General features: G+C 60.8%; 12 protein-coding genes. 9 read left to right on the top strand and 3 right to left on the bottom strand.

From position 1 onward, the window contains the following. Positions 1 to 123: 123 nt before the first annotated feature. Complete coding sequence (gene ahcY, locus AB2L51_RS04090) at positions 124 to 1,413, bottom strand: adenosylhomocysteinase (protein ID WP_395581147.1); 1,290 nt, start codon at positions 1,411 to 1,413, stop codon at positions 124 to 126. Positions 1,414 to 1,596: 183 nt separating this feature from the next. On the opposite strand from ahcY, the gene AB2L51_RS04095 reads away from it, so the two are divergent. Together AB2L51_RS04095 and AB2L51_RS04100 are read left to right on the top strand one after the other, a co-directional pair. Continuing rightward, positions 1,597 to 2,301: a lysophospholipid acyltransferase family protein gene (locus AB2L51_RS04095; protein WP_395581148.1), complete on the top strand. Its 705-nt coding sequence runs from the start codon at positions 1,597 to 1,599 to the stop codon at positions 2,299 to 2,301. 350 nt (positions 2,302 to 2,651) lie between these two features. Further along, positions 2,652 to 3,713, top strand: a complete 1,062-nt coding sequence (locus AB2L51_RS04100) for a DUF2125 domain-containing protein (RefSeq protein ID WP_395581149.1) — start codon at positions 2,652 to 2,654, stop codon at positions 3,711 to 3,713. Positions 3,714 to 3,726: 13 nt separating this feature from the next. Here the strand turns inward: AB2L51_RS04100 and gloB are convergent, their stop codons facing one another. Then, positions 3,727 to 4,452: a hydroxyacylglutathione hydrolase gene (gene gloB / locus AB2L51_RS04105; RefSeq protein ID WP_395581150.1), complete on the bottom strand. Its 726-nt coding sequence runs from the start codon at positions 4,450 to 4,452 to the stop codon at positions 3,727 to 3,729. Positions 4,453 to 4,515: 63 nt separating this feature from the next. Here gloB and AB2L51_RS04110 point away from each other — a divergent pair, with 63 nt between their 5' ends. The 7 genes from AB2L51_RS04110 to AB2L51_RS04140 all read left to right on the top strand — a co-directional run bounded on the left by AB2L51_RS04110 (position 4,516) and on the right by AB2L51_RS04140 (position 11,830). Next, complete coding sequence (locus tag AB2L51_RS04110) at positions 4,516 to 5,265, top strand: class I SAM-dependent methyltransferase (RefSeq protein ID WP_395581151.1); 750 nt, start codon at positions 4,516 to 4,518, stop codon at positions 5,263 to 5,265. Positions 5,266 to 5,345: 80 nt separating this feature from the next. Continuing rightward, complete coding sequence (locus tag AB2L51_RS04115) at positions 5,346 to 7,079, top strand: hypothetical protein (RefSeq protein ID WP_395581152.1); 1,734 nt, start codon at positions 5,346 to 5,348, stop codon at positions 7,077 to 7,079. Next, complete coding sequence (locus AB2L51_RS04120) at positions 7,076 to 8,089, top strand: hypothetical protein (RefSeq protein WP_395581153.1); 1,014 nt, start codon at positions 7,076 to 7,078, stop codon at positions 8,087 to 8,089. Before AB2L51_RS04115 ends, AB2L51_RS04120 begins: the two co-directional genes overlap by 4 nt. Continuing rightward, on the top strand, positions 8,086 to 8,670 hold the full coding sequence (locus tag AB2L51_RS04125) for a hypothetical protein (RefSeq protein WP_395581154.1): 585 nt from the start codon (positions 8,086 to 8,088) through the stop codon (positions 8,668 to 8,670). Before AB2L51_RS04120 ends, AB2L51_RS04125 begins: the two co-directional genes overlap by 4 nt. Continuing rightward, positions 8,667 to 9,800, top strand: a complete 1,134-nt coding sequence (locus AB2L51_RS04130; RefSeq protein WP_395581155.1) for a hypothetical protein — start codon at positions 8,667 to 8,669, stop codon at positions 9,798 to 9,800. The genes AB2L51_RS04125 and AB2L51_RS04130 overlap by 4 nt, the downstream gene beginning before the upstream one ends. Next, the gene (locus tag AB2L51_RS04135) at positions 9,737 to 11,296 is read left to right on the top strand and encodes an NADH-quinone oxidoreductase subunit D-related protein (protein WP_395581156.1); all 1,560 of its coding nucleotides are present in this window, start codon (positions 9,737 to 9,739) and stop codon (positions 11,294 to 11,296) included. The genes AB2L51_RS04130 and AB2L51_RS04135 overlap by 64 nt, the downstream gene beginning before the upstream one ends. A 36-nt stretch (positions 11,297 to 11,332) precedes the next feature. Beyond that, on the top strand, positions 11,333 to 11,830 hold the full coding sequence (locus AB2L51_RS04140) for an NADH-quinone oxidoreductase subunit B family protein (RefSeq protein WP_395581157.1): 498 nt from the start codon (positions 11,333 to 11,335) through the stop codon (positions 11,828 to 11,830). Here the strand turns inward: AB2L51_RS04140 and AB2L51_RS04145 are convergent. After that, a complete protein-coding gene (locus tag AB2L51_RS04145) occupies positions 11,819 to 12,709 on the bottom strand; it encodes a CDP-alcohol phosphatidyltransferase family protein (RefSeq protein ID WP_395581158.1) in 891 nt (296 codons plus the stop codon). The two genes, AB2L51_RS04140 and AB2L51_RS04145, sit on opposite strands and share 12 nt — an antisense overlap. Between the last annotated feature and the right edge of the window lies 1 nt (position 12,710).

The following is a 12,710-nucleotide window of genomic DNA, read 5'->3' on the forward strand; positions in this document are numbered from 1 at the left end:
TTAAGGGAGAGGTGGTAGGCCACGGCGAGGCATGCGTGGTGTACCTGTACCGGCTGGGCCAAAGCCCGAAAAAGGGCGGAGCACTCCGTATGGAGCAGTTCCCCACCCTTTGTTCAGGATATTTTAGTAACGGTATTCTTCGTGCTTGAAGGGACCGTTAACCGGAACGTCAATGTACTTGGCCTGTGTTTCGCTCAGCTTGCTCAGCTGCGCGCCAACTTTGGCCAGATGCAGGGCTGCAACTTTTTCGTCCAGTTTTTTGGGCAGGGTGTAAACGGCAACATCATACTTGCCTTCAGGTGCCGTCCACAGTTCGATCTGGGCCAGCGTCTGGTTGGTGAAGGAAGCAGACATCACAAAGGACGGGTGGCCGGTTGCGTTGCCCAGATTGACCAGACGGCCTTCGGACAGAACAATCAGGCGCTTGCCATCGGGGAACACCACTTCATCAACCTGCGGCTTGATGTTGTCCCACGTGAAGTTGCGCAGTCCGCCGATCTGGATTTCGGAATCAAAGTGGCCGATGTTGCACACGATTGCGCGGTTTTTCATGGCGCGCATGTGGTCAACGGTAATGACGTCCACGTTGCCAGTTGCGGTTACAAAAATGTCCCCACGCGGTGCAGCGGCTTCCATGGTGACCACTTCGTAGCCTTCCATGGCGGCCTGCAGAGCGCAGATCGGGTCCACTTCTGTTACCAGCACGCGGCAGCCAGCATTACGCAGGGAGGCTGCGGAGCCTTTGCCCACGTCACCATAACCGGCAACAACGGCAACCTTGCCTGCCATCATGACGTCGGTACCACGGCGGATGGCGTCCACCAGGCTTTCACGGCAGCCATACAGGTTATCAAATTTGGATTTGGTAACGCTGTCGTTCACGTTGATGGCGGGAACCTTCAGCGTGCCTTTTTTCTGCATTTCCCACAGACGGTGCACACCCGTTGTGGTTTCTTCCGACAGGCCCTTAACCTTGGCCAGCAGTTCGGGGTACTGCTCGTGCATCATCACGGTCAGGTCGCCGCCGTCATCGAGGATCATGTTCGGGGTCCAGCCATCGGGGCCCTGAATGGTCTGCTCGATACACCAGTTGAATTCGTCTTCCGTCAGGCCTTTCCATGCGAACACCGGAACGCCGGCAGCGGCAATGGCTGCGGCAGCGTGGTCCTGCGTGGAGAAAATGTTGCAAGAAGACCAGCGCACGGTTGCGCCCAGAGCGATCAGGGTTTCAATCAGAACAGCGGTCTGGATGGTCATGTGCAGGCAGCCGGCAATACGTGCGCCCTTAAGGGGCTGGCTTGCGCCGTATTCTTCGCGCAGCGCCATCAGACCCGGCATTTCGCCTTCAGCAATGGAAATTTCCTTGCGACCCCAATCGGCCAGCGAGAGGTCCTTTACCTTGTAGTCGCTCATATTATCCTGTCTTTCTATGCAAAGTGCTGCTTTGCTATACAGCCATAGAGGACCATAAGCCAGACGGAACAGGTATGGCAGGTCTGGTTTTATGTGGTTTTGCTTGCCACAACGGCGGTTTTCTGGTGTCCAGCACCTGTTAATCAAAGACTAAATTATGCGGGTTGTAACGGGTTTGTTCTCATGGCTGTTGTGCGTTCCGTCGTGTTTAATATTGTGGCTTTTGTGCTGACCGGGGTCATGGGGGTTGGCGCATTGCCAATCCGCTGGTTTATGCCCGGGCGTGCGCTGGCCTACGCCAAACTGTGGTCGCGGCTGGTCCTGTGGCTGTTCCGTGCCATCTGCGGGGTGCAGGTGCGTGTGAGCGGGCTGGAGCATCTGCCACAGTCCGGCCCGGCCCTTATTGCCTCGCAGCACCAGTCTGCGTTCGATACGCTGGTCTGGATGCTGCTTCTGCCACGGCCATGCTATGTCATGAAAGGCGAACTCACCCGTATTCCCCTGCTTGGCCCCATGCTGGTCCTTACGGGTATGATGCCGGTGGAGCGTGCGGCGGGTGCGCGTGCCCTGCGGCTGCTGTTGCAGGGCACGGACAAGGCGGTGGCCGATAACCGGCAGATTATTATTTTCCCTGAAGGAACGCGCACCATGCCGGGTGAGCATGTGGCGCTTAAGCCCGGTATTGCCGCCATGTCCAGCCATACGGGGTTGCCGGTTATTCCTGTTGCCACCAATTCGGGCCTGTTCTGGGGGCGGAATGCATTTGTCAAACGGTCGGGCGTGCTGCATGTGTGCATTGGCCCCAGCATTGGCCCGACCAGAAGAGCAGTCCTGCTGGAAGAGATTGAAAAAAGCTGGCGCGCGCTTGAGCCCGGTTGTGGCCTGTAGCTTCAGGTAGGGTTTGGCGGACAGAGGATAAACCACCCATCCTTGTGGATAACTTTGTGGAATATGATCCATGTCATAAAAGGGTCATACCAGTATTGCCTCCTGATTTACTGCATGCCCTTAAGTAAATCAGGAGAAGGTATTTTGTATGCATCAAGGTTCGCGCGGGCATGTGTTGAAAAAATCCATTTCCTGTAAAGGAATTTTCAAGCTCCATGTATTCGCTGCATTTGCTGTGGAATTGGATGGAGGCATAGGCTAGGTTGCCGCAGGGCAAGGTGCTGCCGGGGAGGAGGTCAGGCTGTGGATAATTTTGCGCGGCAGGCGGAATACAGCCATTTGAGGTGGGGATGACGGGTTTTGTAAAAACGGCCCTTGTAACGCTCGCGGCTGGTGTTGTGCTGCTTGGTGGCGGAGCTGGCGCGTTCTGCTGGAAGAGCCAGCAGTATCTCGACCAGCTTGTTACGCACCCTGCCGGGCTGTGCCAGATAACCTATCAGGGCAGGCAGCACACGGGAGGGCTGTTCCGGGCCGGTCTGGCGTTGCAGGGTGTGCGTGTAGCCTGCACCCCCACCATGCATGGCGGGCCAGCCAGAGGGGCAGTGGAATACGCAGTCAGCCGTGTCTGGCTGGAGGTGGTGCCGTGGCATCCCATGCAGGTGCATATGCGGCTGGACGGACCGCAGTCCTTTGCCGTGCCGTATGAACATGATGGCGTGGAAGATACACGCGCATTTGTGCTTGAAGGCAGCCCGGTGGATGTATTCTGGCCGGCGCGCTCCCTGCCTGCGGGGCGTGCTGCGTTTACCGCTCCGTTTGTGCATGTGCGCGCATCGGGCGTGAGCATGACCAACGTGCAGGGCGAATGGCTGTGGAATACGCAGGCTACATTTCAGGCCAGCGTGCTCGGCCTTTCCCTGTCGGTGGAGCAGATGACTGTTCCCGCATGGCCACAATACCTGCAAAATGTCAAAGCCGCTTTTTCCATGCCCGGCCCGTATGAGCGCCTGCGCGTGCTGGAACAGGAGGAGGAGAGCGGGCAGGCGATCTGGCCCGAACTGCTCGTGCAAAAAGCCTCGGCTGACTGGAATGGCCTCAAACTGGGTGTGACCGGCCATGTGCGGGGTGGACATGCCACAGCCATGACTGGTGATTTCTGGCTGACAGTCCGGGACTGGAAACCTTTTGTGGAGCGCCTGCAACCTGAAAAAATCCTCCCCCCTGAGCAGGCGACGGTTTTTAAAACCACACTGGAAGATATGATTGCCCGGGGGGACCGGTCAGGCGGCAAGCTTGTTCTCTCGCTCTCCGCACGGAACGGCTATGTGTATATGGGGGCTGTGCCGCTGGAGCAGATTTTACCAGTTGTAAGGCTGATGCAACCCCCACAAGGTACGCAGGCTACGCAGTAGGTGCCTTGGGTGGTCAGAACGCGTCTTTACGTTTGCGCAGGCTGGCCAGCGTTTGCGCATCGGGTGCGCGCAGGAACGGGTTTGTCGCGCGCTCAAGCCCAAGGGTAGAGGGCACGGTGGGCAATCCCTTGTCGCGCAGGGTGCGTACCTCCTGCGCCCGCGCTGTCAGGGCGGGGTTTTCGGGGTCCACGCTCAGGGCAAAAAGAGCGTTGGAGAGCGTATATTCATGCCCGCAGCAGATGTGGGTCTGCTCCGGCAGGGTGCGTAACCTGCTCAGGCTTGTAAACATCTGCTGTGCTGTGCCTTCAAACAGGCGGCCACAGCCAAGGCTGAACAGCGTATCGCCACAGAACAGGGCCGGGGGCTGGTCAAAGTAATAGGCAATATGGCCCAGTGTATGGCCCGGCATGGCAAGAACCTGCCCGGCGCTCTGGCCTATTTCCAGCCTGTCATTGTCATGCAGGGGCAGGTCCAGTGCTGGCATGCGGTGCTGTTCGGCTGCGGGGCCGGCCACCTTGGCATGGTAACGGGCACGCAGGGCATCAGTGCCGCCAATATGGTCATGGTGGTGGTGGGTCAGTAAAATAAAATCCAGCCTGTTCCCGTCTTCAGCCAGTGTGCGTTCTATGGGGGCAGCCTCGCCGGGGTCCACAATGGCGGTCGTGCCTGTTGCTTCATCCCGCAGGAGCCAGGCATAATTATCGCTCAGGACCGGAATGGCGCGAATGGTAAGGGGCATGGGGCCTCCTGCTGCTGGGCTGGGTCATGGCTTTGGCGGGCTAATCTATGATAGGCATGAACCATGCAAAATGCCATGCCGTGCGAAGAATGCTTTTACGGGACTCCACCGGGCAGAGTGTGTGTCAGCCTGCTGGGCGAGCGCATGCGATGGTTCTGGCCGGAGCTTAAAAACCAGTCTGTTCTGGGGCTGGGTGGGGCTGTTCCTTACCTGCATGCTCTGGGCGATGCGTCCACCCTGCGCATAGGGGCCAGTTTTGGGGCCATGCGGGGCGAGATGGTTTTGCAACCCGGACCGTGCTGTGTGGTGGACCCTGCAAGCCTTCCGTTTGAACCACAGAGGTTTGACCGCATTGTGCTTGTGCATGCCCTGCAAGGGCGTGAAAATCCGTTGACCGTGCTGCGTTCAGCAGCCCGCGCGCTCAAGGATGACGGGCGTCTGCTTATGGTTGTGCCCAGTCGGCTGGGTGGGCGTGCAAGACTGCGGCGTACCCCCTTTGCACGGGATGCCGCCTTTACACGACCCAGATTACGGCAGTTGCTGGCGGCAGCCATGCTGCGGGCCGAACAGTGGGATGAAGCGCTGTTTCTGCCAGCCAGTCAGGTCTGCCATACACTCAGGCGTGGCAGACGGATGGATATTGCAGGCAAGGTGCTCTGCCCCGGCGGAGGCAGCCTTATTCTGGTAGAAGCCGTGCCGGAAATGTACTCTGCCCTTTCTTTGCCGGTGCAGCGTAAAAAAGGGTGGTTTGCGCGTATGCGTACGCCCTTGGCTGGCATGGTTGGAGCGTCCGGGGCGGGAAAAACATCCTGAGCCTGAACTGGTGCAGGTTGAACGCATTGTATTCAACCTGCACTCATGGTGTTATCCGCCGGTTTTCGTGTTCATAGGTTTTGGGGCTGGGTTCCATTCTTCTCACTTGTGTTCTTAGTGGTCTGCTTCTGGTGCTGGCAGCACTGGGTGTTGTTGCCGCGCTGCCGGACAATGTCCTGCGCGGCATGGCGTTCTGGCGGGCCGAAATACTGGTGGCACTCTGGGGTATTGCAGGTGTAACCGCCCTGACCGGTGCCGCTTTTCGGGTGGAAGGGGAATTCGGGTGGTTCCCCGTATTCGGGGCGGATGGGCCGTCTTTGCCCATGCTGGCTATTCTGGCCTGTGTGGGGGGGGTGGTGGGCCGGGGCCGGGCCGGTGTGGCCTGCGTGCTGGCCTGTCTGGGGGTTCTGGCCCTTTCGCCTCTGGTGTTTGGCCTGTTTACGGGTACGGCCCTTGTGCTGCTGGCAGGGCATGGCAAGCGCGGGCTGTGCCTGCCTTTTGCTGTGCTGCCTGCCTGTATTCCAGCCGATAGCAGCCTGTCCGTGCCGCTCTTGGGGGTTATGGTCCTGCTTGTGGGGTGGGCCATTGCCGTGCAGCGGGGGGCGTTGGGGGTTCTGCCAGCTTGTATTGGCCTGTTTTTGCTTGGGCGTCTGCTGGCCGAAGTAGGGGAATTGCCCCTGCTGTCGCAAGGGGTCCTGCTGGCGTGTGGGGGTGTGGTTGCGTGTGCAGGGCTTGCGCAGGCCATGCGCAGCCAGCAGGCCACGGCTCTTGTGGCAGGGCTGGCGGCCTGCTGGTACGGCCTGCTTGTGCTGGCCCTTGTGCTGGCTCTTTCCTCCCCTCTGGGTGGGGCGGATACGTTTCGTACAGCCGTGGTGCTGGGTATGGGGGCCCCTGTTGTGGCGCTGCTGGGCATGCTCTGGGTGGCCCAGCGTAATGACGCAGGTGAGGGCGGCGTATTGCAGACCCGTGCGGCGCGGTGCCTGCTGGGTGTGGTGCTGGCCCAGTGCTCGGTTCTGCCTCCATGTGGTGGGTTTGCGCTCCTGTGGGCGGCTCTGGCGGGAGGGAGTTATTCGGTCGAGGCCACGCAGCCGGTTATGGCGCTTCTGGCGGTTATGCTGGTGGTGTTTTTTGTCGCCCTTGGAGTGCTGTTGAGTGCTGCTCTGGTGCGTGCGGGCCTGCTGCTTCTGTCCACCCCACAGGGGGAGGCGGATACCCCCGCTGCCATGGTTCTGCCTTTGTGGGTATGCGCGGTGCTGAGCAGTATCCTGGCTTTTGTGCCTGGAACCTGGCTGTTTGTGGCAGACCATCTGGTGGTGGGGCCGCCCCTGCTGCCTGTAACATGGCAGGATATGACAACAGTGCATTTTGCAGGACACGCCGCCCGCCTGACGCCATTGCTGGTTTTACTGGGGGAGGCGCTGGTGCTGCTTGCCACGGGTCTGCTGGTCCGGGTGTTTGGTTTTATGTTATTTGCCCCGGCTCTGCGGCAGGTTACCGCATGGCGGCAGGGTGCCCCGGTGTATGAAAGTCCTGCGGACCGGAATGACCCCGCACCTGTACCGGAGGGCTGTTCTGGTGGGGGGCTGCTGCCTTTGTGGCCAGCATGGCGCGGTTTTTTTACCACGCCTGCGGCCGTTACGGCCCTGCGCGTGCCGGGGGCAAGGGGTATTCTGTCACGCCGAGGAAAGGTTTTCTGGCGTTATGCACGGCGTTGCCTGTTCGTGGCCATAAGCTGGTGCGAAGCGCAGGGCATGGTTCTGATCCTGCTTCTTATGGGGGCAGGGCTGTTGGCCGGGCTATTTGTGGGTAAATGACACATTCCATTCCCTGGGGCTGGGTCCTCCTCTTTCTGCCGCTTCTGGGCCTGCAAACACTGGCCATGGTGTTTGCAGCACCCTGGTTGAGCGGGCTTGTCGGGCGGGTGGCGGGTCGGCTGTCGGGTGTATCGGCTTTTCCGGTCATGGGGCGGTGGCAGGACATCTGGCACCAGTTTCGCCGACCCCGCTTGCAGCAGGAGGGCGCGCAGCTGACTGGTATTGCCTGTGCGGCGGCACTGGTGCTGGCCGTTCTGGGCTGTGCGCTGGTTCCGGTATTGACACTGGCGGTTCCGGGTTTTCCCGCACCGGGCTTGCTGTTGATCTGCTGCGTGCTGGTTATGGCGCTGGTGTTGCTGAACATCCCCTGTGTGCTGGGTGGTGGTCTGGGTGCCGTGCAGGGCGCTCGCGGCATGCTGGGGGCATTTTTATTGCTGCCCGCACTGGTGCCGGTTTTTCTGCTCTGTGGCGCGCGTGATTTTTCTGATTTTCTGGCCACGGTACACGGGCTTTCCCCCCTGACCGATGGCGCGCCTTTTGTGCTGGCCGGTGTGGCCCTGTTTTTGGTGCCCGCATTGGCGTGGCCTATGCAGGATGGCCAGCTTGCCCTGCTGGCCGGGCCGGAGCGGGCCATGTGGCTCTGGGCGGCAGATTGTGTGCAAATAGCATGGGTTGTGCTGGCGCTGGATACGGCATGGCCGGGCAGCCTTGCCTTGCCTGATGATGCGGGCATGGAACAATGGCTGAGCCAGTGCATGCTCGGTTTTGGTCTGTGGGGTGCCAAGCTGCTGTTGGCTGCGGTGTTGCTTGCACTGGTCCGGCTGGTTGTGCTGCCCCCGCTACGGCGCGTGCGGGTAAGGCTGGTCAGTATCTTTTTGCTTGGAGTGCTGGCCCTGCAGGTGACCTGGTCTGTTCATCCTTCTCTGGCCGAACGGGAGGAGACCAGCGTGTCTGCCGTTTTGCAGGATAATTCGCAGGCTTCCGCCACAGGTATGGAGGATGCGCCATGACCCTTGTTGCCATTCTTGTGCCTATGGTGGCCTTGTGTGTTGTGGCGCGGGGTGTTGGTTTTTTACTGCCCGTCGGGGTGGTGACTGCACTGGCCATGCTGGTGGATGGGCTTACTCCGGTGCAGGAGGCAGGGGCCACGCTGGCGTTGCTGTTTGCAGCCCTGCCGCCATTTTTTTTAACCCGCTACCAGCACGATGCTACACACGAACGCACAGGGGCGGCCGTGCCGTTTTTTGCACTGGCCCTCATGGTTTTGCTGCTGCTGGCGTGCAACCACGCGGGGAATACGGTTTTTCCCGCAGGGCTGTGTACCATGGTCGCCGGGCTTGTGGCCGTTGTGTGTCGCCAGAGCATGGTCTGGCAGTGGGCGGGGCTTTTAACCTGTATTGAAGGTGTTCTGCTGTCTGCCGTATTGGGCCACCAGCCTGTGGTGCTGGGTGTAGCCGCTCTGGCCGGGGCGGTGGTGCTGCTCCTTGGGGGCATGTGCATCCACCGCATTATGCCGCGTGTTGTGTCCGTGCGTGCTGCTGGCCAGCGGGGCAGGCGCACGGAGCAGCCGGGCGGAGGGGCTGGCGCATGAGTGCGGGCATGGAGGCCACGGTTTTTCTGGCCGCACTGGCATTTGTGTGGCCCTTTATTGGTGCGCTGGTTGTGGCCGCGCTGCCTGCTCCTCATAGCCGTGGAGTCGCGATATGGATGGCCGCCATCGGCTGCGGGCTTGCGGTTGTCGTGTTCATGTTCCCCTCGGTCGGGAATGGCGCCAGCGGGTGGGATGATGATCCGGTGCAAAGGGCAGGGCGGGTCATGCTCGCCTTCGGCCTGCTGCTGCTGGTGCTGGAAAACGGCATCCAGCCCGACCGCCTGTTGCGTAGCCTGCCACATGTCTGCACGGCTCTGGCGGGGCTTGCGTGTGTTGCCCCTCAACCGGCCGTAGGGCTGGGTATTCTGGAACTGGCTCTGGCGTGGGGAGTGTTTGTTTTTACGCGCCCGGCCGGGCAGGCCAAAACCGGATGGGGGTTAATCCGCACCGGGTCGGTGGGAACGGTTCTTGTGCTGTCGGGTCTGCTATTGCCGCAGGGGAGCACGGTTTCGGGCCTGATGATGGCATGTGGCCTTGTTATTTTAACCGGGCTTGCTCCGTTTGGTCAGTTCTGGCGCGATGAGAACGATAGCTTCCTGTTCCTTCCGTTTGCGGGGGCATCCATCCTGCTGGCCATGCGGCTGCGCGGGCATGGTGGTGCTGCGTTTGAAATGGCTCTGGTGGCGGCGGGCCTTATTTCGGTCTGGTTAACGGCTGCTGCTGGCCGGGCGGGAGACAGGCAGAGGCTGTTCCGCACATTTCCGTCCGCGCTGGCGCTTATGGCCGTTGGCGTGGAGGCGGATGTTGCGGCTTTGCTGTTCCTGTGTGGCTGGTGCCTGGCCGGGGGTAACCGCAGTGGGCGGGGCTGGGCGATCAATGTTCTGGCCTGTTTTCCTCCCGGTGCGCCGTTTGTGGGGTGCCTGCTCCTGTTGTCTGTCATGACCGACTGGGCATGGCCCGTTGCGGTGCTGACCGTGTGTGGCATTCTGGCCGCCGTGCTGCGCGCCGTGCCGGACCGGGAGGCCGCCCGCCTGTTCTGGCCCGATGACATGGCCGGGCGTGTGGCATGCTCGGTGCTGACCGTTATGGGCTTTCTGGTGCCATTGGCCATGATGCTGGGGGCGTTCTGATGGATGTTTCCGCACTGATTTACGCAGGCGAACAGACCTCCACCCCATGGCGCTTCCGGCTGGATGAACTGGCCTGGCGCGATATGGTGGATATGCTCAAGGGTGATGATCTGCCTTTTGTCGGCCTGTGGTGCGATGGAGTGGATGTGCATGCCCTGTTCTTGCCTGATGGGCACCCACTGGCCGCAACACTGGCGCTGGAAGGAGGGCGTTATCCTGCCCTTTCCCCCGCACGGGTTGCCGCCAGCCTGTATGAACGGGCAATTTATGATCTGTTTGGGGCAGAAGCCATGTGGGCGGTGGATGTACGCTCCCTGCTTGACCATGATGTGTGGTCTGCCGCCCCACCGCTCTGCGCCGCACCCGGCCGGGGCGGGCAGCGCAAGGGACTTGTGGCGTTCCAGCCATCCGATGCCATGGCGGCCGCCAAGGGGCGGGTGGAAGAGTGTGGCCCTGCAACGGGCGATCTGGTCCCACCGTTTTATACGCGGCTTGTCCTGTCCGGCACACTTGTCGCCAATGCGGAAACACAGACAGGCTATGCCCACCGGGGCATTGCCGCACGCTCACGGCATGCGCGGGTAGAGGATGTCTGCCGGTTAAGCAGCCGCGTTGCGGCGGGCAGTTCCGTGGCGCATCAGGTTGCGTTCTGTCAGGCGGTGGAAAATGCCTGCAATGTGCAGGTCGGGGCCGAAGTAGCGCTCCTGCGCGTAGCCTTGCTGGAAATGGAACGCCTGTTCCAGCACCTGTACACTCTGGCCGGTATGGCGCGGCTGGCGGGTGCGCAGCTTGTGGCGTCGCACTGTATGGCGCTGCGGGAAAAACTGGTGGCCGAGGCTGCCCCCATAACCGGGTCACGGTTGCTGATGGATGTTTGCATCCCCGGTGGCCTGTCCGTACGGGACGCAACGCAGATGGAGGATCTGTGCGCCAGATTGTACGAACTGGGGCGGAAGGCGTACCCGCAACTGGTGCTTTTGTGGCGTGAATACCCCGGTCTTTCTGCCCTGCTGGGTCGTGTGGGGCGTATTCAGGCCGATGATCTGGAGCGGGTCGGGCTGGATGGCCCGGTGGCCCGGGCCGCAGGCTGGGACTGCGATGGCAGGCGCATGATGCCTGCATATGATGGGCTGTGGCGTTATACATCAGGCAGGCAGAACGGCACGGCGGAAGACCGCGCCCTGCTGTTGCTGGATGAGGTGGAGGAAAGCCTGCGCATGCTGGATCTGGCCTCGGCCCGGATCGGGCTGAACGCTGGTGGTACGGTTTCCCTGTCGATACAGGATGGGGAGGGCACGGGGCTGGTGGAAGGGCCATGGGGTGGCGTGCTGTACTGGGTGCGTCTGGCGCATGGCCGTGTGGCGGAGGCTTTTTGCCGCAAGCCTGAAACCTCGGCCCTGCTGGTGTTTGAGCAGGCTCTACCCAACCATGAGGCGGAGGATGCTGCGTTACTGGCCTGTTCACTCGGTATGAACGCAGCAGCACTGGATGGTTAAGGGAGCAGGCATGAACGGGTACAAGGCGGGGCGGTCATGGGGCTGATCCGTGCGGTCATGAATACGGTGTTCTGGAAAGAGCGGCAAAAGCGCAAACCACTGGGTCCGCGCTGGCCTTTGCTGCTTTTTCATGTGGATACGGGGGGCTGTGGTGGCTGTGGCATGGAGTTACGGGCCATGACCTGCCTGCCATATGACATGCAGGGGGCGGGGTTCGGGTTTGTAAACTCCCCCCGCTCGGCGGATGTGCTGCTGGTCACCGGGGCCTTGACCCGCACCATGGCTCCTGTGTTGCAGGAGGCATGGGAGGCCATGCCAAACCCCAAAGGCATTATCAGTATTGGCAACTGCGCACTGGATGGCGGCGTATTTAGTGAAAATTATGCCGTTATGGGGGGGCTGGAGCGGCGCGTATCGGTTGATCTGGCCATTACGGGTTGCCCGCCCAGCCCGCAGGAAATCCTGAACGGGCTGTGCTCCCTGCTTGGGAGTGCCGCGCAGGGCGGGAAAAAGGAAACGCCCTCAGGGGGATGAGGGCGTTTCGGTATCGTCTTTATGCAGGTCTTCAGTCGCTTTTTTCAGTTTGAGAAAACTGCGGCGGCTTAAAGGGAGCAGAATCATATAAATCACGCCCGCCGCAGCCAGTGCGGCCCACGGGTCTGCTACCAGCACCACTGCGTAAATGCCGGTCCCCAGCATAAGGGGCAGCACAAACTGGGCAGGAACCTTGAAGTTTTTAAAAGACCAGACCGGAAGGGTGGATACCAGCAGCAGGGCTGTGCTGGTCAGGGTAAAGTCCGGCAGCCACGGCAGGCGGGTCAGGTTGTAAAGCCAGTCTATGCCCAGCTTTTGTGCCTCCAGCCCCAAAAAGAGCGGAAAAAGTGCAAGCCCGGCCCCGGCAGGAGCGGGTACGCCGGTAAAAAAGTTGCTGGCATATTTGGGTTTCAGCTCTTCCTCATCCAGATTGGCGTTAAAGCGCGCCAGCCTGAGCGCCATGCAGACCGTAAAGAGCAGGCAGGGCAGAAAAGCGTAGCGGTTACTGTCCTTGATCGCCCAGAAATACAGCAGGAACGAAGGTGCGACCCCAAAGCACAGAAAGTCGGAAAGGCTGTCAAACTCCGCGCCAAAGCGTGTGGCCCCGCGCAGCATGCGGGCAATGCGTCCGTCCAGCCCATCAATAAAGGCGGAAATGAGCAGTGCTGCCGCAGCCGCCTGAAAGCGTCCTTCAATGGCAAAGCGCATGCCCATCAGGCCCGCGCAAAGCCCCAGCATTGTCAGAATATTGGGAATCAGGCGGTTAAAGGAAGGACCGCGGCTCTTGTTGCGCACACGCCGCTTGCGGTGGCGTGGGCGCGGCGCATCCTTCTGCTCGGTCAGGACGATTGAAGGAGGCGTTGGTGTGGGGAGTGTCACG

The organism is Acetobacter fabarum, from assembly GCF_040702925.2.
In the GTDB taxonomy this organism is placed as follows: domain Bacteria; phylum Pseudomonadota; class Alphaproteobacteria; order Acetobacterales; family Acetobacteraceae; genus Acetobacter; species Acetobacter fabarum_B.

Coding starts and splice junctions, on each gene's coding strand:
- AB2L51_RS04140 (WP_395581157.1), top strand. CDS start 11,333: ATGGGGCTGATCCGTGCGGTCATGAATACGGTGTTCTGGAAAGAGCGG.
- AB2L51_RS04125 (WP_395581154.1), top strand. CDS start 8,086: ATGACCCTTGTTGCCATTCTTGTGCCTATGGTGGCCTTGTGTGTTGTG.
- AB2L51_RS04135 (WP_395581156.1), top strand. CDS start 9,737: ATGCTCGGTGCTGACCGTTATGGGCTTTCTGGTGCCATTGGCCATGAT.
- AB2L51_RS04130 (WP_395581155.1), top strand. CDS start 8,667: ATGAGTGCGGGCATGGAGGCCACGGTTTTTCTGGCCGCACTGGCATTT.
- gloB (WP_395581150.1), bottom strand. CDS start 4,452: ATGCCCCTTACCATTCGCGCCATTCCGGTCCTGAGCGATAATTATGCC.
- AB2L51_RS04095 (WP_395581148.1), top strand. CDS start 1,597: ATGGCTGTTGTGCGTTCCGTCGTGTTTAATATTGTGGCTTTTGTGCTG.
- ahcY (WP_395581147.1), bottom strand. CDS start 1,413: ATGAGCGACTACAAGGTAAAGGACCTCTCGCTGGCCGATTGGGGTCGC.
- AB2L51_RS04110 (WP_395581151.1), top strand. CDS start 4,516: ATGCAAAATGCCATGCCGTGCGAAGAATGCTTTTACGGGACTCCACCG.
- AB2L51_RS04100 (WP_395581149.1), top strand. CDS start 2,652: ATGACGGGTTTTGTAAAAACGGCCCTTGTAACGCTCGCGGCTGGTGTT.
- AB2L51_RS04120 (WP_395581153.1), top strand. CDS start 7,076: ATGACACATTCCATTCCCTGGGGCTGGGTCCTCCTCTTTCTGCCGCTT.